At 57.0% G+C, this 21406-nt stretch carries 19 protein-coding genes; 8 read left to right on the top strand and 11 right to left on the bottom strand.

The genetic code is table 11. From position 1 onward, the window contains the following. Positions 1-4: 4 nt before the first annotated feature. The 5 genes from AC2FNU_RS07915 to AC2FNU_RS07895 all read left to right on the top strand — a co-directional run bounded on the left by AC2FNU_RS07915 (position 5) and on the right by AC2FNU_RS07895 (position 5817). A complete protein-coding gene (locus AC2FNU_RS07915; protein ID WP_496786895.1) occupies positions 5-844 on the top strand; it encodes a flagellar motor protein MotB in 840 nt (279 codons plus the stop codon). 91 nt (positions 845-935) lie between these two features. Beyond that, complete coding sequence (locus tag AC2FNU_RS07910; RefSeq protein WP_496786893.1) at positions 936-2231, top strand: flagellar hook protein FlgE; 1296 nt, start codon at positions 936-938, stop codon at positions 2229-2231. A 33-nt stretch (positions 2232-2264) separates the two neighbouring features. After that, positions 2265-3716 carry a flagellar hook-associated protein FlgK gene (gene flgK / locus AC2FNU_RS07905; protein ID WP_496786891.1) on the top strand — a complete coding sequence of 484 codons (1452 nt, stop codon included), beginning with the start codon at positions 2265-2267 and terminating at the stop codon, positions 3714-3716. Between the two features lie 2 nt (positions 3717-3718). Beyond that, a complete protein-coding gene (locus AC2FNU_RS07900; RefSeq protein WP_496786889.1) occupies positions 3719-4726 on the top strand; it encodes a flagellin in 1008 nt (335 codons plus the stop codon). Continuing rightward, on the top strand, positions 4723-5817 hold the full coding sequence (locus AC2FNU_RS07895) for a flagellar basal body P-ring protein FlgI (protein WP_496786887.1): 1095 nt from the start codon (positions 4723-4725) through the stop codon (positions 5815-5817). The genes AC2FNU_RS07900 and AC2FNU_RS07895 overlap by 4 nt, the downstream gene beginning before the upstream one ends. 48 nt (positions 5818-5865) lie before the next feature. On the opposite strand, the gene AC2FNU_RS07890 is transcribed toward AC2FNU_RS07895, so the two are convergent. The 7 genes from AC2FNU_RS07890 to AC2FNU_RS07860 all read right to left on the bottom strand — a co-directional run bounded on the left by AC2FNU_RS07890 (position 5866) and on the right by AC2FNU_RS07860 (position 12993). After that, on the bottom strand, positions 5866-6510 hold the full coding sequence (locus AC2FNU_RS07890; RefSeq protein WP_496786885.1) for a DUF1523 family protein: 645 nt from the start codon (positions 6508-6510) through the stop codon (positions 5866-5868). A gap of 10 nt (positions 6511-6520) precedes the next feature. Next, a complete protein-coding gene (locus AC2FNU_RS07885) occupies positions 6521-6787 on the bottom strand; it encodes a hypothetical protein (RefSeq protein ID WP_496786883.1) in 267 nt (88 codons plus the stop codon). A 1-nt stretch (position 6788) separates the two neighbouring features. Beyond that, positions 6789-8126, bottom strand: a complete 1338-nt coding sequence (locus AC2FNU_RS07880; RefSeq protein WP_496786881.1) for a DUF6638 family protein — start codon at positions 8124-8126, stop codon at positions 6789-6791. After that, the gene (locus tag AC2FNU_RS07875) at positions 8123-8515 is read right to left on the bottom strand and encodes a hypothetical protein (RefSeq protein ID WP_496786879.1); all 393 of its coding nucleotides are present in this window, start codon (positions 8513-8515) and stop codon (positions 8123-8125) included. Before AC2FNU_RS07875 ends, AC2FNU_RS07880 begins: the two co-directional genes overlap by 4 nt. Then, complete coding sequence (locus tag AC2FNU_RS07870) at positions 8512-10443, bottom strand: AAA family ATPase (RefSeq protein ID WP_496786877.1); 1932 nt, start codon at positions 10441-10443, stop codon at positions 8512-8514. The genes AC2FNU_RS07875 and AC2FNU_RS07870 overlap by 4 nt, the downstream gene beginning before the upstream one ends. A 54-nt stretch (positions 10444-10497) precedes the next feature. Further along, complete coding sequence (locus AC2FNU_RS07865) at positions 10498-11616, bottom strand: hypothetical protein (RefSeq protein ID WP_496786876.1); 1119 nt, start codon at positions 11614-11616, stop codon at positions 10498-10500. 297 nt (positions 11617-11913) lie between these two features. Then, positions 11914-12993, bottom strand: coding sequence for a hypothetical protein (locus AC2FNU_RS07860; RefSeq protein WP_496786873.1), 1080 nt, complete (start codon positions 12991-12993; stop codon positions 11914-11916). A gap of 269 nt (positions 12994-13262) precedes the next feature. Between AC2FNU_RS07860 and AC2FNU_RS07855 the strand changes: the two genes are divergently transcribed. The 3 genes from AC2FNU_RS07855 to AC2FNU_RS07845 all read left to right on the top strand — a co-directional run bounded on the left by AC2FNU_RS07855 (position 13263) and on the right by AC2FNU_RS07845 (position 17558). After that, positions 13263-14738: an NAD-dependent succinate-semialdehyde dehydrogenase gene (locus AC2FNU_RS07855; protein WP_496786869.1), complete on the top strand. Its 1476-nt coding sequence runs from the start codon at positions 13263-13265 to the stop codon at positions 14736-14738. Between the two features lie 128 nt (positions 14739-14866). Beyond that, positions 14867-17050, top strand: a complete 2184-nt coding sequence (locus AC2FNU_RS07850) for an esterase-like activity of phytase family protein (protein WP_496786867.1) — start codon at positions 14867-14869, stop codon at positions 17048-17050. A 166-nt stretch (positions 17051-17216) separates the two neighbouring features. Then, a complete protein-coding gene (locus tag AC2FNU_RS07845) occupies positions 17217-17558 on the top strand; it encodes a hypothetical protein (RefSeq protein ID WP_496786863.1) in 342 nt (113 codons plus the stop codon). Between the two features lie 218 nt (positions 17559-17776). Here AC2FNU_RS07845 and AC2FNU_RS07840 read toward each other — a convergent pair whose 3' ends face one another. From AC2FNU_RS07840 to glcF, 4 genes are all read right to left on the bottom strand, one after another. Beyond that, positions 17777-18244 (bottom strand): Hsp20 family protein, encoded by a 468-nt coding sequence (locus tag AC2FNU_RS07840; RefSeq protein WP_496786859.1) that lies wholly within the window; start codon positions 18242-18244, stop codon positions 17777-17779. Between the two features lie 123 nt (positions 18245-18367). Next, a complete protein-coding gene (locus AC2FNU_RS07835) occupies positions 18368-19183 on the bottom strand; it encodes a trypsin-like serine peptidase (protein ID WP_496786857.1) in 816 nt (271 codons plus the stop codon). Continuing rightward, complete coding sequence (locus tag AC2FNU_RS07830; protein ID WP_496786852.1) at positions 19180-19971, bottom strand: trypsin-like serine peptidase; 792 nt, start codon at positions 19969-19971, stop codon at positions 19180-19182. Before AC2FNU_RS07830 ends, AC2FNU_RS07835 begins: the two co-directional genes overlap by 4 nt. Positions 19972-20089: 118 nt before the next feature. Beyond that, positions 20090-21403, bottom strand: coding sequence for a glycolate oxidase subunit GlcF (glcF, locus tag AC2FNU_RS07825; RefSeq protein ID WP_496786848.1), 1314 nt, complete (start codon positions 21401-21403; stop codon positions 20090-20092). Between the last annotated feature and the right edge of the window lie 3 nt (positions 21404-21406).

Here is a 21406-nt window from a genome sequence, read left to right as displayed (position 1 = left end):
GGAGATGGGTGCGCAAACCAATGCGGCGCCAATCATCATCAAGAAGAAGCGTGTATCAGGTGGCGATGGCCATCACGGCGGCGCGTGGAAAGTCGCGTATGCCGACTTTGTTACGGCCATGATGGCCTTCTTCATGTTGATGTGGCTGCTTAACGCGACAACGGAACAACAACGCAAGGGGTTGGCGGACTACTTCGCGCCAACAGTCCCGCTAAGTCCGGAATCCGGCGGGGGTGACGGTGCATTTGGTGGCGACAGTATGTTGTCCGAAGACACGCTGCTGCGGGATGGCCTGGGCGCCACAAACAAACACGCAACTGAATCGCGCCAAGCACGTGGCTCAATCGGTGTGGATGCCAAAGGCGGGGGCAAAGGGAACGAAGAAGATTTCTCAACGCTTGAGGCAAAGCTGCTGGGGCGTACCGGTGAAAGCGAGGTGTCGGACAAACTGCTCAAACACGTCGTCACGCGCGTGACCGACGAAGGACTTGTCGTTGAACTCTTCGATACCGAGGATCAGGCATTGTTCGAATCAGGATCCGCGATACCAACCCGTTTTCTGAGGGCACTGGCGCTGATCATCGCCCGATCTTCGGATCTGGTGACAAATCCAATCGCTGTTGAGGGTCATGTAAGCGCATCACCGGTGGTTCAGGTGCGCAATACAGCATGGAATCTGTCGACAGCCCGTGCGCAGAAATTGCGTCAGTTGTTGCAAGACAAAGGTGTCATGGCGCAACGAATGGATCGCGTTACCGGTCACGCAGACCGGGAATTGTTTGTCGAAAACCCTATGGCCGCGCGGAACAACAGGGTCGAGGTGATCTTCCTGCGCCAGCCCTAAACGATAGAACGCATTTTACATGTTAGCGCGCTGTTAAGAGGCAGCGCGTTACCTGTTGCATCAACGACTGACGCAACAGAAGGGCGCGCCCATGACCATTTCCTCTTCGCTCAATGCCGGTGTGGCAGCGCTGAAGGCCAACGCCAACAGGCTGGCGACGATTTCCGACAATATCGCGAATTCCTCAACCTATGGGTACAAACGGGTCGAGACAGATTTTCATTCCATGGTCACGTCGGGTCAGGGCGGCAGCTATTCGGCAGGCGGTGTGCGCACGACAAGCCAGCGCATGATTGATCAGCGCGGGCCTTTGGTAACAACCAGCAATTCCACTGACCTCGCCGTGCGCGGGCGTGGGATGTTGCCTGTGCGTCCCAGTTCGCATATCGACAACAACTCGAATGAGATGCTGCTGACCACAACCGGATCTTTCCGCACCAACGAAGAAGGGTATCTGGTGACCGAATCGGGCCTTGTTCTTCTGGGATGGCGCGCGGCACCGGACGGGACCATTCCATCTGTACCGCGTGACACACCAGCCGCCCTTGAACCTATTCAACTAAGCGTCAATCAGCTGTCAGGCTCTCCTACGACGGAAATGAACCTGCGCATGAATCTGCCTGCCACCGCTACGGATGCGGGCGCGCCGGGTGATATTCAGCCCTTGTCTGTCGAGTATTTTGACAACCTCGGCAAATCCGAAAGTGTGGACATCGAACTGATCCCGACCGTTCCGGCGACGGGCAGCAGTAATGAATGGACGATGGTTCTGCGCGATTCCGCCTCTGCCGGGGCAATCATCGGAGAATACACACTGACCTTCACCGACAACCGAACCGCTGGCGGCACCCTGGCCAGTGTCACGGCGGTTTCAGGCGGCGCCTATGATCCAACGACAGGCAGCGTCATGGTCAACGTTGCCGGAGGTCCGATGGAGATCAATATCGGTATGATCGGGGACTCTGATGGCATCACCCAACTCTCCGATACATTTGCACCTGTCTCGATCACACGAGACGGTTCGGCCGTTGGCACGATGACCAGTGTGCAGGTGGATGAAAACGGGTTTGTTTACGCGTTTTATGACACTGGTGTCAGCCGTCTGATGTTCCAGATACCGCTGGCGGATGTTCCCAATCCCAATGGTCTGACGGCACTGGACAGTCAAACTTACGCGCCATCCCGGGAAAGCGGCACCTTCTTTCTTTGGAATGCAGGTGAGGGCCCGACCGGAGATCTGGTTTCCTTCGCCCGTGAAGAATCCACCACAGATGTCGCCACCGAACTCACGTCTCTGATCCAGACACAGCGCGCCTATTCCTCCAGCGCCACGGTGATTCAGACGGTGGATGAAATGCTGCAAGAAACGACAAACCTGAAACGCTGATCCAGGCTCTGACCCCAGGAAAGGAGCGGTCTCATGAACATGTCGACGGCACTCAACAATGCATTGGGCGGGCTGACAGCGGCCAGCCGAGGGGCCGCTGTGGTATCAGGAAATATCGCAAATGCGCTGACACCGGGCTATGCGCGCCGTTCCCTTGAATTGGCAACAAGCCAGATTTCCGGCAACGGCGTCCGCACGGTTGGCGTGGTACGGCATCAGGATCCGGTTCTAGCTGCCAACAGACGGTCCACTGACGCAGACCTGGCGCTGCAATCTGCGGTATCGGATTTTCACGCAGGGTTCGAACAGCTGGTGGGGTCTCCTGCAAATGGGCCGTCATTGTCCACGCGTCTGACGGACTTGGAAAACAGTTTCCTGACGGCGGCCAGCCTGCCGGATTCGATCGAGCGGCTGGATCAGGTCGCACGTTCGGCAGGTGATCTGGCCAACGCGCTGAACACAGCATCTGAAGGCGTGCGGCAGGCGCGCTCGGACGCAGATCGAAAGATCGGTGCTCAAGTGGAAAGCCTGAATCAGACTTTGAAAGATATCGAAGATCTGAACGCCAAGATTCCAGCCATCAAGAACTCTGGTGGTGACATTGGTGCCCTGCTGGACCAACGGCATGTTCTGATTGATCAGGTCAACACTCTGATTCCGGTCAATGTCGTGCCGCGTGCAAATGAACAGGTCTCGTTGTATTCGGATGGCGGATTGATCCTGTTAGAAGGCAAAGCGTCCGAGTTCACCTTTACCATCACAGGCGAAACCAAGCCGCACATGACGGTTGCAAATGGCCTTCTGTCCGGGCTGGAGATGAACGGGAATCCGGTGCGCACCAGCGGTGACACAGCCCAGATTCGTGGTGGGGCATTGATGGCCCAGTTTACCATCCGCGATGAAATTGCGGTTGAGGCTCAACTTCAACTCGACACTGTTGCTCGCGACCTGATCGAACGGTTCGAGACGCCCGGTCTGGACCCGACTGCGCAGGCAACCGATCCCGGTCTGTTCACCGATGATGGTAACCGGTTTAATCCTACAGCCTTTGTTGGGCTTGCCTCTCGGGTTTCGGTCAACGCGAATGTGAATCCCGACATGGGCGGTGACAGCTGGAAACTGCGCGCGGGTTTGGGCGCTGTCACAGCGGGTGATCCCGGACAAGCCGCTCAGCTGCGTGCCTTCGGCAATGTCCTGAAGGACGCGCGCCCAGTACCTGGCGGGCTGTTCGGCACAGGAAACATGCGGGCCGCGGAACTGACCGAAGCGCTGCTGTCCAAAGCCGGTGCAAACGCCCATGTTGCAGATCAACGCCAGACCTTCGCCAACACCGCGCAACAGCAAATGGCCCAGATTGAGGCAGAACAGGGCGTGGATACAGATCAGGAACTGCAACGCCTGATGCAGGTCGAACAGACATATGCAGCAAATGCCCGGGTCATCTCAGTCGTGGATGAACTGCTTGAAACTCTGCTGAGGTTGTGATGATGACTTTGACTTCTATCGGCGATCTGGCGCGCGGCATGACCCTGCGCACACGCGCCACGGACATAAAAACTCAGATCGAAACGCTTTCATTTGAGATGTCCACCGGACAGGTACAGGATACCTCGGGCCGGTTGGGGGGTGATTATTCACAGCTTCTCGACCTGGATCGCAGCCTGGCCCGCCTCGACGCGTTTGGAATAGCAACGTCTGAGGCAGCTCTGTTCACTGATGCCATGCAATTGAGTCTGAAAACCTTCGGAGATTCCGTTGGGGACATAACTGCATCCCTGCTGGCATTTGGAACCGCAAATCAGCCCGTGAATCATGAACAAGCGTCGGTGCAAGCGAAAAACGAACTGGACACGATGATCTCGGCATTGAACACACGCGTCGGTGGGCGCAGCCTGTTTTCCGGTACGGCCACCGATGTGTCCCCCCTTCCCTCTTCAGACGATCTTTTGGCAGCGCTGAGACCGCAATTGACCGGGCTTGTAACCGTGGCAGATGTTCGGCTGGCGGCAGACACTTGGTTCAACGATCCGGCCGGGTTTGACGCCGTGATTTATCAGGGATCGAACAACACGCTTTCACCGATGCAAGTATCGGAAAACGAAAGCGTCACGCTGCCGATCACTGCAACGGACCCGGCTTTCAAGGCCGCTCTGCGGGACGTTGCAGTAGCTGCGTTAGCTACAGACAGCACATTGGCCCTGTCCTCCGATCAGCGCACCGCGTTGTTCACACAGTTGGGTGTCGATTTGGCCAACGCGCAGGACGCAACTGTGCAACTTCGGGCCGAAGTCGGTACGGTCGAGGCTCGAATAGAAGAGGCCGCGACACGCAATTCTGCTGCCCGCACCAGCCTCGAGTTCAGCCGAAACGAACTGATTGCTGCCGACCCCTATGAAACAGCGGCCAAATTGCAAACGGTGCAGTTCCAATTGGAAAGCCTGTATTCCGTAACCGTTCGCAATGCGAACCTTTCGCTGGTGAACTTTTTAAGATGAGGGCGCTGATACTTGTTTTGATCTTCCTTCCCAGTTTGGCGTGGGCCGGAGCGATACGCCTGAAGGACCTGGTCGATTTCGACGGCGTGCGCGGCAACGATCTTGTCGGCTACGGTCTTGTCGTAGGATTGAATGGAACCGGTGATGGTTTGCGTAATGCGCCTTTCACCGAAGAGATTATGTCCAACATACTCGAACGTCTGGGCGTTAACGTAAACGGCGAGGATTTTCGCCCAAAGAACGTTGCAGCCGTTCTAGTAACCGCCAGCCTCCCACCTTTTGCCAGGGTGGGTGGCCAGATCGACGTAACGGTTTCGGCCATTGGCGATTCCAGCAGCCTGTTGGGCGGAACGCTGATTATGACCCCTCTGAACGCCGCCGACGGTCAAATCTATGCCGTTGCCCAGGGCACAATCCTGGCGGGCGGCGTTTCTGCCGAGGGTGAGGCCGCTTCGGTGGTGCGCGGGGTGCCGACATCTGGCGTCATACCATCTGGTGCACGGGTTGAACGTGAAATTGACTTTGACCTGTCGACCCTCACCCAAATGCGTCTTGCGCTGAGAGAGCCTGATTTCACCACCGCCGCGCGGATCGAATCCGCAATCAACACCGAGTTCAACAGGGCTGTGGCCATCATGCGAGATTCCGGCACGGTTGAACTTAACATTGCCGCGACGCAAGCGGTATCTACAGCCCATGCCATCGGGCGTATCGAAAACATACTGGTTGAACCTGAATCAAAGGCACGAGTCGTCGTCGATCAGCGCTCCGGTACGATTGTCATGGGGCAAGAGGTCCGCATTTCACGGGTGGCTGTTTCTCAGGGCAATCTGACTTTAACTGTTCAAGAGGCTCAGATTGCCGTTCAACCCAACCCGTTTGCAAGGGGTGAGACAGTGGTCGTGCCCCGCACCATCGCTGGCATCGAAGAGGAAGAAGGCACCGGTCTTGCCGAAATCCCCGAGGCCACAACCCTGTCCGAAGTGGTTGCAGGTTTGAATGCACTAGGCGTATCGCCTCAGGACATGATCGACATTTTGAAGACCATAAAAGCAGCGGGCGCGTTACACGCAGAGTTCATCGTCAGGTGACGGGCCGTTCACGCAATAAGGGAGTGCTGATTGCACACCCCTTGCACTCTATTTTGACTTCCAGCTGTCCAGCCAGCGCCGAAACCTGGTGCGCCGTTCTTCAATAGCGTCACCCGCCGCATACAGCCCGTCTTCCACATTTTCGATCATCGGGTCGATCCGGGCTTGCCTGAACCTGCGCCAGCGCACCCATATCGCCCAGACCACAGCGGCGAAAATCGTCAGGAAGATGATATTGAACCAAGGGATAATCCGCGCATCCGGCCCTTCCACGTGGTTGATGAAGATGGCGTTTGGAAAGATCGACAGAAACTCGTTGCGCCACCCGTAATGAGTGACGACCACCCATTTCGGATTCTCTTTCGTCGATTTGGCGTCATTGGCTTCGGTATACAGGTTGGCTGTATCGAACTTGAAATAGGGGGGCCAGCCCCAGCCGGTATCCTCGTTTCGGTAGACGATGGGTTTACCGCTGTCTCGCACGGCCTGAATGAACTGCACATCCCGGTTGGCAAGGCTTGCGGACTGGTCCTGCGGCTCGGACCAGAAAATCCGGGTCCAGTCGTTCAGATCCTGCCGCTCTTCATAGGTGTTGACGATGCGCACAATGTCATGCTGCGGCAACGAATACTGCAGGACCGCCGCTATCGTGCCCCAAAAGATGATAATGAACGCCCATTTCACATAGGCCATGCCTAATTCCTCACATGTAATTCACAATGTAGATCAGCGCGCTAATCGCCACCCACGGCACAATATAGACACCCAGGATCAGTTTACGTCGGAACGAATTGTCATACACATGCAATCCGCGTTCGACAAAGGCTTGTTTGTTGCCCGTTTTGCCTTTTTCGTCCCACCAGTCCTCAAGCTTACGCCGCCGAATGCCGCGCGAATATAAAGACAGCGCCACATAGGCAATCGTCTGGATCACCAGCAAGATCAGCAACAGGCGCAACAATCCGATCATATCAGCCTTTCCTCACCGAACCCCAGGGACCGACCCGAGCGATTATGTCATCGCTGACACGGTCATTGCCGCTCATATCCGGCTCATGCCCAAACAACGCGGCGCGGGCCCCTTGCTTGTCCACCTGATACTCGCGCGCGAGGAAGTCGGCAACATAGGCTTTCTTGCTCTCCGGCCAACCCGAATATGTCCGGTAGAACAGTTCTTTATGGCAGATGAACATCTGGCGCGGGTCCAGCGGAGCCAGTTCGGACAGCATCATGTTCACAAGATCGCGGTTCGGCGTATCCGCCGCGCGCAAGGTATAGAAATAGGCCGGATGGTCCGAGGTGATGCGTGGCCATGGCCCCCCATCGCTCGCCCAACGAAGCAATTGTGTAAGACCGTGATAGGCTTCGGGCAATCGATCCGAGTGGGTGCGCGCCAGCCGACGCATGTCACTGCGATCCAGCCCGGTCAGGTCGATATCAGCATCTGCGGCCGCATCGACGGTCAGGAAATCCATCTTCTGCTGCAAAATCGCGGCGGCATCCACGCCGCGCGCTTTGACAATTGGTTCGACCAGATCGTTGTAGTCCAGAAACTTGGCAATCTGGTTCCGCTGTGACGGGTCGAATGTGTACTTTATCGGCAGATCATCCGGCTTTTCGCCCATGCAGATCGCCGCCGGGTGATCCACATCCGGGAACAGGTAAAGCCCGCCAAAATGCGCGGTCCAGAAATTGCGCTGCTCAAATTCCGTGTGGCGCAGGCGCACCGGATTGCTGGTGACGTCGCCGGTTTCCCTGGCGGTTTCGATCATCTTGGCGATCAGCACATCATCGAACCAGGCGTCCTCTTCGGTTTTGAACTGTTCAACCATGCCGGCCAGTTGCTGTGCCTTGCGCAATGTGCCGCCCGCGGTGTCCGCCTCAATCTCGATCTTGCGCAGGTTCAGCAGGTCGCGGGGCGTCGTAAGTTTGATGACCGAGTTCACCAGTTCTCCGGCCACCGCATCGGTGGCGGTCAGGGCAAACAGCTGCGCCTCGTTCATCTCGATGAATTCGCGCAGAATATCGCGCGAGGTCGAGAATTTGACGTTCAACAGCGGCGCGCGTTTCTGTTCGGTCGTCAGTAGGATGAACTGCCGGTTGACCCCGTTGGGGTTGAGGTAGAGCTCATCCTCGAGCTCAATCCCCACCTCAGGCGAATAGCCCGAGATATCGACGTGGAAGTCCGTCAGCGCCGTGATCTTGCCCGCCAGATGCTGAAGCGCGCGGTTATACCGATCGACCAGAGCCGGGCTGGAGATGTGGACCAGATTGCCGAACATCAGGCCTTTTTCGATGAGGCGGATCATGCGTTGCTCTCATTTGCTTCTGGAGTTGCACACTCCGTGTCAAACAGTTTTCTTTTGAAATACATGAACATTACACCCGCGAAGACTAACCAAGGAAGTGCAAGCACGATTGCGCCAACAACCCACCACCACCACGCAGACAGGATTTTAAAGTCCTCTGAGGCGATAAGAAGCCATGTCAAAAATGTCATTAGCATCGGTACGATAGTCAGATTTAGTAGTAACGACCATCCTGCGATCGGCCCTATTTCAAAATCATCATAGCGACGTTTCTGCGCCTGATGATGTTCGAATTTTTTACGCGCAACGAAATAGACAACTACCAAGCCCAAAGCAGCTGGTAGAGCCAACAATAATAGCGCAAGGGGTAAGACGCTGATTTGGCTCACCCCTTTCCCTCCAGATACCGCCGCTTGGCCTCTTCCATCCGGCCCATCTCGCGGACGGCGTTCGCGATGGCGACCTCGTCGCTCTTGTCGGCATAGCGGAATTCGCTGTCGGCGTAGCGGTTGATCTCTTGGATCACCATCTCGACCGTGATCGGCTGGCGCAGGTCCTCGATCATCGCTTTCTTGGTGTCGTAGTCGCGGAACAGGAACAGGTCGGGGTTTTCCATCCATTCGTCGGGCAGTTCGAAATCCATCGCACGGACCTTGACCGCGTCGGTAATGTTCTTGATCGCACGACCGGTGAACCGCTCATCCGCCTGCTGGATCGCCTTGAGGTAGCTGCCCAGCTTGGCGATCGTGTCCATCTGGCCGATCTCACCCGAAACCCGGTCATAGACCTGCAACAAGGCGTCCTCATGCGGGCGAGAGTGGCTTTCGAAGCTGGCGGCGACGGCTTTCTTGATCTCCTGCGCGGCATAGGCGTCGTGTTCGCCCAGCGGGATGTCGTGGTTGCGGCCCATCAGCAGGTGCAGGATGTCGATGTAATCCTCGCGCGTCTGTGGCCCGTCCACCAGAAACCGCGCGCCTGCCCGCTGGCGCAGGGCGTCGTCCACATTCTCGGGGTAGTTCGAAAACATGCCAAACGTGCAATTTCCGCGCACGACGGTGTTGGCACCCGCAAAGCTCTCCATCAGCACAGCGGTGATTTCCAGCTGGCCCGCGCTGGACTGCCGGTCGCCACGTTTGCCAGCCAGTTGGTCGATATCGTCGATGGTGCCGAAACCGATAACCGCAGGGTCGATGATCGTGTTGATAAACGCCTTCGCGTTCTGGCCGGATTTGCCCTGATAACTGTCGATATTGTCTGTGCTCAGGTTCTGATAGCGGAACGGATAGCCCGCGTTCTGGCAATACTCATTGATCAGCCCCGCCATCATCTGGATCAGGGTGGTCTTGCCAGTGCCCGGTTTGCCGTCGCCCATGAAGGTAAAGATGAACCCGCCAAGCTCGGCAAAGGGGTTCAGGCGACGGTCGAAGTCATAGGCCATCAGCATCTTGGCCAGCTTCATCGCCTGATATTTGGCGATATGGTTGCCCACCACTTCGTTCGGTTTCTTGAACGTCATGGTCAGTGTGGTGGATTTGGCTTTGGACGCTGGCTCAAAACCCCGGATCGTCAGATCATCGGCCTCGATATGCCAGGCGGCGTTCTGGAACGGGGCCAGATGACCCGCGGATTGGGCGCGCAGGGCGACTTTTTCCATCAACTGCTCGGCATAGGCACTTGTGGCGGCGATCAGGTGGGCATCGTCAGGGGCATGTTTGGCCAGCATCTGGTCCAGCTCCCACAATGCGCCGTGCAGGGCGAGTTGGCCATTGTCGGTCAAAACCTCTTCGATCTCGCCCAGATCAACCGTGGTTTCGCCCAGATGCGAGGACATCAGATAGGCCAGCGCATTGCCGAACGTGTGCAAGGTGATCAAAGCCTCAGCCGTCAGCAGCTCCGAAAACTCGGTCTTACGTGCAACAGGGAGGTCTCCGGCCAGATTGGCACGTTTGAGATCGGCCAGAGGGGTCTGTTCCGCGTAAGCCTCAGCGATCGCCAGAGCAATCGATATCGCGCGACGAATGGCTTGCTGTGTCGTGGCCTGCGGCGGAGACACCAGCGTATCCCCATCGTCCGACGCCTCGATCCGTTCAACCAGATGCACCCCATCCGCCCGCACCGTACGTCGCGTGACCAGCCCCGGCGTCGTGGACCGGAACCGTCGCCCTGTTGAAACCCCCGGAGACCGCTCAACAGCCGCTTCCACCGTCTTGCCGATCCTCGGCGCATGTTCAAATCCGTTAAGCAAGGCGGTCGCTGCCGGATAGTGTTTGCGAATGTCGTCTTCGCGCAATTCCATTTGATCTGACATCAAACTCATATCTTGAACCGCTCTCGCTTCATCTTTTCAAAAATACTCTCGCCGAAGGCGAAACTAATAGCGCAATACCTGCCCCGCTTTGCTAACGACGAATTTGCGCACATCGGCAAAACCCGGCGGGTTGCGCTCGGCCAGCACCTGAAACGGCCGTTGGGGCAAGATGATCGACCGTTGCGTGCGCGTGGCCCCCGTCTCGGCCCCCTGCCCACCAAAGGGGTCCAACGCGAAGATCTCGCGCTCGACGGTGGAAAACCATCCCGCGCGTTCTTCAATTACCTCTTCGCTTTCCAACTCCTCGGTGGTCCATGCCAACGCCCAATCTTGACCTTCGGGTGCCTGTGCGTCCTCCAGCACCTGCCGCAAAGGACCCGATTGCTCGGTGTAGGCCGAGGAATACATTGGCCCCACATGAATGCGGCGTAGGTGTTTGGGGTGCAGGTCGTCGAAATCCTGATCAAAGCCTTTGGCGATGGTCACCAGTTTCAACCCGCCCAACGACTGCGCCATCAGATGCGCCTGCACCTCGGGCCAGCGGCGCTGGTCCTTGGGCAGGGCGGTTTTGCCACTGTCCTCCAACTGCATCAGGTAAATGACCGGCAGGTTGATCTGGCTGTCATAGACGGCCCAGTGGATCATAAACTTGCGCCGTTCGCCGTCATTCCCGATCCAGTGACATTCGGGATCGTTGCGGGCCCAGAACAGCTGACCTTTCAGCAATTCCTCGTAAAAGAGCCTTTGCGACAGCGCAAATTGCAGCTTGGTGGGGATTTCCTGATCGCCGATGATCGTCCGAACCATATCTGTTTTCAGGTCATCTTCTGACGGCATATTCGCCAGATGCACCTGCGCCTGCTGCGCGTCATTGGCCATGGTCAGCAATTCCGCCGCCACCGGAAACCCGCTGTCGCGCTTGTCCATTGCGAGGCTGCCAAAGAACCGCCCGGTATCGCGCCCGACCAGCAGATATTTCATGCTGAGCGCCCGGAACGTGTAGAGCAACCCCGAGAGGTAGCGCGACACGATCCGCACCTCTTGCTTACTGATCGCGCCCTCCGCCTCCATCGTCGCGGCCACGCGCAGGAGATGGATGGTGATCACCTCGAATTTGCGGAAATAGCGGCGCGAGGCGAAGGTGTCGGTCAGGCCGACATGGTCTTGGGTGGGGTTAGTCATTTTTTCTTTTTCTAAGACTCGTGAAGCCCACATAGTAAAGATGGGCTTGAGAAAAGGCCGACCCGAGTTTCCCAAGACCTTTCACGCAAAGCGCTAAAAGCCAGATGTTAACCAGCCAGTACTGCACGCACAAATAGGCGAAACCAACAGTCCATAGAGCCGCCAATAGAAACCAAAGAACTAGGATTGGTCCCTCAGACGAGAATACAGAATTCTCTATGGCCAAGTATGCCAAACAAAGTGACAAGGCCATGGCCAGCGATACGCTTACAAATCTGACTAGAGGGCTGTTGAGCATTACCCACCATACAAATTCTTATCATGCTTCTCGACAATCGACGCGAACCTGCGGGCAAAGCGTTCATCTGCCTTGGCCTTTTTCTCCAGCACGTCGCGGGCGAAGACCATGTGGTCCTCATGCGCCTCAAGCATGTCGGCCATTTTCTGATTGGTCGCAGTGCCAATGGCGGCCATCGCCGTCTGTGCCTCTTGGTCGGTCTGCACGCCGATCTCGTTGATGCGGTGGGCCACGTCCTGCTGCTGCGCGGTTTTCAGCGATTTGGTCAGGGCGTCATACAGCACCACGCGCTGCTGCGTGTCTGTTTGCAGCTTGTTGATCAGCACCATCTGCGTCGCCGCCTGGTTCTGCAGTGAATCGACCCAGGTCTTGCCTTTTTCGATATAGCGCTCCAGCGTCTGAGACTTGGCCAGCTTGACCTGTTCTTCCTGAACCTTGGCGTTGTATTGCTTGTTCAGCTCGGCCAATTCAGTCTCTAATTGGGTGCGCGCGGCGGCATCCTGTTCGACGCTGATTTTGTTTTCCAGCGTGATGATCGTCGGGTCCATGCCCTGAATCTCAGTACGCAACGCCTCAAGCTCGGCGACCGTTGCTTCGCGGTCGTCCAGCGTTACCGTCAAGTTGTCCTCAACCTTGACACGCTGCTCTTCCAGTACGGACAGCTGCCCCTGCAACAATTGCACGATCACATCCGATTTAGCGATCAGGTCCTGCAACTTGTCGTCGATATTGGCGGTGCGCATGCGCTCCTGCCGCATCGACTCGGATTTACCTTTCGAGAAGATGCCGACAAACGACTCCCACCCGGTTTTCGAACGCATCTCGTCGAAATCCTTGGAAAACGCGTTGGTGACGTCATCCAGACCCATGATCAGCTCGGCGATATTGGCGTTCATCACCTCGGTATGGGCATGCACATCCTCAAGCGTGGCATTTTCAATGTCGATATCCGCCTCGGCGGTGCCAATCTTGGCCCGCGCAGCCTCAATCCGCGAGGTCAGCCCTTCGATCTGCGACTGGCTTTCGCGCACTTTTGCCTGAGTTTCTTCTATCAGGGCTTCGAATTGCTGGTTCGACATCTCTGGTGTCCCTTTTTTGTTTGTTTAACCAATAAGATAGGGAATGTTACGTTGATTTACATCCCCTTGCGCCAATATTTCCACCAGACTTTTGCAAACTCGCGATGAAAAAGATAGGCGGCTGATCGCACACAGACGCGGACCGGTATAGGAAAATCACACACAATTCACCGAAATCCGGATTGATTTTGAGGGCGAAGTAGCCATAGACAGGCTCGAACCCAGCTGATTGGGTGCGCGCAAACAAAATTCCTGCCGGAGACTGGCCCATGCTGGACGCAACCACAGACCTGAAGTCAATTTTGAAAAACCCCGACCTTTTGGCGACCAAGGCCTATATCGGCGGCCAGTGGGTTGATGGGGACAATGGTACTTTTGAAGTGACCAACCCCGCCCGCGGCGACGTGGTGGCCGAGGTGGCCGATGTCAGCCGGGCTCAGGTGGCAGGCGCGATTGCACAGGCTGAGGCCGCACAAAAAGAGTGGGCCAAACTGACCGGCAAGGAACGCGCGGTGATCCTGCGCCGCTGGTTCGATCTGATGATGGAAAACGCCGAGGATCTGGGCAAAATCCTGACTGCCGAACAAGGCAAACCACTTGCCGAGGCGATTGGTGAGGTTGGGTACGGTGCGTCCTTCATCGAATTTTTCGGCGAAGAGGCCAAACGCGTCTACGGCGAGATGATCCCGGGCCATCAGCGTGACAAGCGGATCATGGTGCTGAAACAGCCCATCGGAGTTGCTGCTTCGATCACACCATGGAACTTCCCCAACGCAATGATCACCCGCAAGGCCGGGCCTGCTCTTGCTGCGGGTTGCGCCTTTGTTGCGCGCCCCGCGAAGGAAACGCCTCTGTCTGCGCTGGTTCTGGCCGTATTGGCGGAAAGGGCCGGCATTCCGGCTGGCGTGTTCAACGTCGTGCCCTCGTCACGCGCCAGCGAGATCGGCAAGGAATTCTGCGAAAACCCCGGTGTGCGTAAACTGACCTTCACCGGTTCGACCGAAGTGGGCCGCATTCTGCTGAAACAGGCTGCGGATCAGGTGATGAAATGCTCGATGGAATTGGGCGGCAACGCGCCTTTCATCGTGTTTGACGACGCCGATCTGGATGCGGCTGTCGAAGGCGCGATGATGTGCAAGTTCCGCAACAACGGTCAGACCTGCGTCTGCGCAAACCGTATCTATGTGCAGGCCGGTGTCTACGATGCCTTTGCCGCCAAGCTGAAAGCCGCTGTTGAGGCGCTGAAAGTTGGCGACGGCCTGACAGACGGAACCACAACTGGCCCGCTGATCAACGCTGAAGCTGTTGCCAAAGTTGAAGAGCATATCAAGGACGTGACTGACAAGGGCGGTGCTGTTCTGACCGGCGGCCTGCCCCACGATCTGGGCGGCACGTTCTTCCAACCGACCATCGTAACCGGTGTGACCCAGGATATGATGGTGGCACAGGACGAAACCTTTGGTCCGCTGGCGCCTCTGTTCAAATTCGAGGATGAGGATGACGTCATCGCCATGGCGAATGACACGATCTTTGGTCTGGCCTCGTATTTCTATGCCAAGGATCTCAGCCGCGTCTACAAAGTGGCCGAAGCTCTGGAATATGGCATCGTCGGTGTGAACACCGGTATCATTTCGACCGAGCTGGGTCCGTTTGGTGGCGTCAAGCAATCCGGTCTGGGCCGCGAAGGCAGCCATCACGGCATGGAGGACTATCTGGAAATGAAGTACGTCTGCCTGTCGGTTTGATCCTATAAGGCCCCGGTGCAAAGCGCCGGGGCTGTTCGGTTTGTCATAAAACTGCAAACAAACCGTCACATCCCTGCAATGACCCGGGTTCATCCCCCTCTTATCCAACTGAGAGGGGATACTTACCGATGTCATTGCGTTATGCCTGCCTGACATCTGCCCTTGCCCTGACTGCCGGTCAGGCCGTGGCAGAGATGAATTTCAACCGTATTGCGTCATTTCCGGTCGTCAAGAACATGGCCGAGGGAGCGGATACAACCCGTGAGACCTCGCCCGAGATCATCGCGGCCACCGCTGACGGCATGACGCTGGTCTATACCGACAGCCCGCTGGGCGTGATCGGCATGGTCGATATCACCGACCCCGCTAACCCGGCCCCGATGGGTGCGATGGAAGTGGGAGGTGAGCCGACATCTGTGGGCATCGTTGGGGCAACGGCCTTTGTTGGCGTGAACACGTCGGAAAGCTATACCGCCCCGTCCGGCAAACTGATCTCGGTCGATATCGCGGGCAAATCGGAAACCGGTGCCTGTGATCTGGGCGGTCAGCCCGACAGCGTCGCCATCGCCCCCGATGGCAGCTTTGTCGCCGTCGCCATTGAAAACGAACGCGACGAAGACCTGAATGACGGCATCATCCCGCAGCTGCCTGCCGGATCGCTTGCACTCGTGCCGCTGAAAGACGGCGCGCTGGATTGCGCGGGCATGAAAATGGCCGTGCTGACCGGCTTGGCGGAGGTCGCGACAACCGACCCTGAACCCGAGTTCGTTGACATCAACGCTCTGGGTGAGACCGTCGTCACATTGCAGGAAAACAACCACATCGCGGTGGTCGATAAGGACGGCAACGTGGTCAACCATTTCTCGGCAGGCGCGGTTGACCTGGAAGGCGTTGATGCCACTGATGAGCGCGGCGCGCTGATCTTTACCGAAAACCAGCCGGGCCGCCTGCGCGAACCAGACGCAGTGAAGTGGATTGACGACAATCATTTCGCAACCGCCAACGAAGGCGACTATAAGGGCGGGTCGCGTGGTTGGACCATCTTCCACAAAGACGGCACCGTTGTTTACGAGAACGGCACCGATTTTGAGAAGGCCATCATCCAGATCGGCCACTACCCCGACAAACGCTCGGACGCCAAAGGTGTTGAGCCGGAAAGCGTGACCGCAGCCACATTCGGTGGTACGCCGATGATCTTCGTCGGGGCCGAGCGCGCCTCGGTCGTCGGTGTTTATGACGCCACCGATCCAGCCAACCCCGTGCTGAAACAGCTGCTGCCCTCGGGCGTTGGCCCGGAAGGCTACGTTGCGATCCCCGAACGCAACTTGCTGATCTCGGCCAACGAAAAGGACCTGATCGAAGATGGCGGCCCACGCGCGCATGTTTCGATTTTCGAGTATCAGGACGCCCCGGCCAACTATCCGCATCTGACCTCGGAAGGTGCGGATGAACTGATCGGATGGGGTGCTCTGTCTGGTCTGGTCGCGGATGAGGACGGCATGATCTATGCAGTCAATGACAGCTTTTATGGCTTTCAGCCGTCGATCTTCAAGATTGACCCCAGCCAAAGCCCGGCCCGCATCGTGGATGTGATCCGCATTCACCGTCAGGATGGCAACCCGGCACAGAAGCTGGACCTTGAGGGCATCACACTGGACGGCAATGGTGGTTTCTACGTCGCCTCCGAAGGCCGCACTGACCGCGTCATTCCACACGCGATCTATCACGTTTCAGCTGATGGTCTGATCAAGGACCGCAAGGGCGAGATCGGCCTGCCGCCGGAACTGATGGCTGTTGAAAAACGTTTTGGTTTTGAGGGTATTACCAAGGTTGGTGACACCCTGTGGATGGCAGTGCAGCGCGAATGGAAAGACGACCCAGAGAACCACGTGAAGCTGGTCGCCTACAATCTGGACACCAAAGAATGGGGCGCAGTTCACTATCCCAAAGCTGATCCCGAAAAAGGCTGGGTCGGCCTGTCGGAAATCGTGGCCTTTGGTGATCATGTCTATGTTATCGAGCGCGACAACCAGCACGACCACCGCGCTGTGACCAAAAAGATCTACCGCATCCCGCTGTCCGAGATGACCCCGGCCCCGCTGGGTGGAGACCTGCCCGTGGTCAGCAAGCAAGAGGTCCGCGACCTGCTGCCCGACCTGACCTCGACCGGTGGATACGTTCTGGACAAGATCGAAGGTTTGGCCATCCTGCCCTCGGGCGAGGCGTTTGCAATGACCGACAATGACGGCGTCGACGATGCCTCGGGCGAAACGATGTTCTGGTCAATCGGGTCAGTCACGGCTGGGAACTAAGCTTTAAGATTGAAAGCCTGCCCCGCAATTCAACGTGCGGGGCAGGCTTTTCTTCGCGGTTTAGTTTAATGAACATTACCCTGCGAAACGCATAAGTATATAAGTATTGACACAAACAAATGGCACAGCGTTTTCTACCTGCACTTTTTTTAGAAAGGGGGAAGTTATGAAACTGATTAATATTGTTGTGCCAACTGTCTTGCTAGGTATCAGTGCTTGTACGGACACCAGTGGTGAGGATCCGCTTATTGCAGCTCTTTCCGGAAAAACGATATCGAACGGCGGCACAGTTATTGATGTCTTGGAAGACGGTACATTTACGGGCACAAGCAAGAATGGCAATTCATTTAGCGGAACGTGGGAGATCATTGGCGGTCAATGGTGTCGTGCGCTTAACCCGCCATCGCCTTTGGCTGACGCGGGTCAAGTTTGCCAGGAAACAGTTCTTGGCGAAGAAAGTGTGACCATTACCGGAGCGAACGGGCCACTCGTTTGGGTGATTGAATAAGCTTTATCTTGCTTCTTTTTGAGTGGGCTGAGCCATAGTCTGGCACTTTCCACCAACCAAGGCCGTATTTTTTCCTCAGATAACGACCTGATCGGTTGCAAGCCCTCCAGTCAGGATCTGTCTGGTCTGGATAAAACAACGCCCCGCGTCTGGAGGAACGCGGGGCGTGTGTTGCGACAGTCTGGGAGGAGGCGACTGTCGCAGAGCTTTCAGGCGCGTTAGTTCACGGCCTTGGCGTCAACCACATCTTTCTCAATGGCTTTAGCAGATGTGATCTCGATCCGGCGCGGTTTCAGGGCCTCGGGCACCTCGCGCTTCAGGTCGATGTTCAGCATGCCGTTTTCATGGCTGGCACCCGTGACGCGAACATGATCGGCCAGCGCAAAACGGCGCTCGAACGCACGGGTGGCAATGCCACGGTGCAGATAGCTGCGGTCTTTGTCGTCGGCAGCTTTCTTACCCGCCACGACAAGCGAGTTTTCTTTCACTTCGACGGACAGGTCTGCTTCGGAAAAACCGGCGACGGCCACGGAAATGCGATAGGTGTCAGCATCGGTTTTTTCGATGTTGTATGGGGGGTAGCTGGGCTGAGCCACATCGTTGGTCAGAACGCGATCCATCATGTCGGCGATCTGGTCAAAACCAATGGTGGCGCGGTGCAGCGGTGCAAAATCAAATGTACGCATGTGTCGTATCCTCATCTTCGAGCGATTTGCGATTTGTGCCCTCCAACTGGACGGGCAACGGTTGATACCGGACCCCGTTGTGGCGATCCGATACACTTCACATGGGTAGCGATTTGACCGAGTTCAACCCCCGCCGGAACTGATGAATTTCGCACCGGATCCGGACTTACCAGACCCCACCTGCAGACGCCGGATCGACGCTTTTGGCTGCGGTGCGTCGCGCCGCATGATCGCCTTAAGCTCAGCGACGATTCCGTCAAGTTCCATGCCAAAACCGATCTTCTGGCTGCCATTTGTACCAACCGCCGAAACAACGGACAGAATCTGCCAACGCGACCCGTTCTTTGCCAAGATAGCAGACCCCGACGACCCGAAGGTAATGTCACAATCAAACAGGATCAGACCTTGCTGACGATCAATGATCCGGCACGAACGTTCCCGCGTGATCGCCTCGGACCGCCCGCGGCCATAAGAGGCAATGCTGACCTCACTTCCCAGAACACGCCCGCTGTGCAGTGCAAAGGGGTCTGCGACAGCATAGGGAATAGGCTCATCAAGGCGCAACAACGCGACGTCAGTCCGAACGCTATCGTGGGAAAGCGGCGGTTCAGAGCCATAGCTGGGATGAATAGCGACTTGCGTAATCCGACTCTCGGCCAGGGCGTTACCATTGCTGAGACCTGCGCGAAACGTGATGTCCTCCGGGTCAAATGCCTTTCCGGTGCGCCGATCTACAACGCAATGCGCTGCGGTCAGAACCATATCCTGCGCGATCAGCGTACCCGTGCAAAATGACCTGTCTCCCATGTCCAGTCGACCTATCGCCTCCCAGCCGTAAAGATCGTCCCGGTCCGTCAACTTGCGCTTGTTCGCTTGCGCGAAGGACGCTGTCCCAAGCACGCTCAGACCCAAAATGAGGCACAGTAAAACTCTGATCATGGCCGAATAAACCTTGCGCCAATGTTCTTACCCGTCCCGGATCCCGGCGTTGAAAGCCCAAATCCACGCCCGGCAGACAGCTCATTGCGCAGCAATTGCAGCGAGTGTTCAACCGCTGTTCCAATTGCCACATTCTGCCCGTCCAGACTGGCCTTGGCCGCGACAACCGACACGATCTGAGGGCGCGAGCCCTCAAAGGAAAAGACCGGTGCCCCGGACGAGCCAAAATCAACGTCGCAGGACATGACCATGACACCCTGCTGCCGGTTCATCACGGAACAGACCTGTTGCAGCGACGGGGCCTCGGACCGGTCATGCGCATAAGACACCACGCCAACTTCTGCGCCACGGCGCGGCTGATCCCCCGATTCAAATGGAACAACGGCTGTGTTTCGGATCGGCTGCCACAGCTCGATCAAGGCCACATCCACACTCACCCGGTCGGGTGTCGAATCCGCACCATATTGATAGTCCGGGTGGATCACAGCCTGCCGCGCGGTCCGATAGGCCAGAGCGCGCCCCAAACGCCACCCGGCCAGGAACTCAATGTCCGACGGGTTGATCCGTTGCCCGGAAACCTTATCAAACAGACAATGCGCTGCGGTCAGCACCAAGGTTGGCGACACCAGCGTCCCGGTGCAAAACCCTCTGCCAGCAATGTCCAGCCGTCCCACGGCCATCCACTCGCGCCCGGAATCCGAGGTGTCCAGGCTTTCCAGCCCGGTATCCTGTGCTGTGGCCGCCATAGGCAAGACACAGAGCACAATCGCCTTGATCCAGTTGCGCACGCGGTTCTCCGGGACTCACTCTGACCTATTTGTCCTACGGGTCGCGTTGGGCGAAAATAGGGCAATCAAAAGCGGCCAGAAAATCCGGGTCAACTGATGCGGGTCGGCATCATGCGCTTTACTTCAGGATCGGTACGGCATCTCCTTGCTGTTTCAAACAACGCGGCTTTGGGCCGCCAGTCGCCCAATCCAGCAATTCGACGGTGTGAACGACTGGCAATTGAGTACCCGACCCGATCTGCATCATGCATCCGATGTTTCCGGCGGCGATCAGGTCCGGCTTCTTCGCCTCCAGCGTTTTGACCTTGCGCTGTTTCAACTGGCCCGAAATCTCAGGCTGCATCAGGTTGTAGGTGCCCGCGCTGCCACAGCATAAATGGCTGTCAGCAGGCTCAACAACTGTGAAACCGGCCCGTTTCAGCAAGTCCTTGGGATAGGTCTTGATCTTTTGTCCGTGCTGCAATGAACAGGCTGCGTGATAGGCAACAGTAAGGTCCTGGTCACGCCCTTCAGGCAGGTCCAGTTGCATGACCAACTCACTGATATCCATGGCAATATCCGAGACACGCGCCGCGTCCTTGGCCAGAGGGTCATTGCGGAACATATGCCCATAATCTTTCACCGTCGTCCCACAGCCAGACGTGTTGATGACGATGGCATCCAAACCGTCTCCATCCATTTCACGCGTCCAGGCCTTGATGTTGGCCCTGGCAGCCGCGTGGCTTTCACGACTTTTGCCCATATGGTGCGTCAAAGCTCCGCAACATCCGGCCCCTTCGGCCACCACAACCTCGCACCCCAAACGCGTCAGCAACCGGATCGTTGCATCGTTGATGTCCGTGTTCAGAGCCTTTTGCGCGCAGCCGGTCATCAGCGCGACGCGCTTTCTTCGGTCTCCCTTGGGTGCAAAGCTTTGCGGGTCATCGTTACGACTGACCGGCGGGATGTACTTTGGGGCCATATCCAGCATCGCCCGCAACCGGGCATCAGGCATCAGAAACCGAAACGGACGGCCCAACTTTGCTCCGATCAGGGCCCATCGGAATCGCATCGGATAGGGCAGAATCTGCGCAAGAGCCCAACGCAGGACACGATCCGTCAGGGGGCGTTTGTAGTTCGCCTCAATATACTCGCGCGCGTGATCAACCAGATGCATGTAATGCACGCCCGACGGGCAGGTGGTCATACAGGCCAGACAGGACAGGCAGCGATCAATATGCTTGACCGTCTTTTCATCCGGTACACGTTCGTTTTCCAGCATGTCCTTGATCAGGTAGATACGGCCGCGCGGGCTGTCCAATTCATCCCCCAACACCTGATAGGTGGGACAGGTCGCAGTGCAAAACCCACAATGCACACAGCTGCGCAGAATCTCATTCGAGCGCTGGATCGCCGGGTCTTCCAGCTGTTTTTCCGTGAATGATGTTTGCATTGC

The sequence above is a fragment of the Ruegeria sp. BHSB064 genome, from assembly GCF_059613205.1.
The sequence above is the reverse complement of the archived record's forward strand: the minus strand, read 5'-3'. Positions and strand labels throughout refer to the sequence as shown.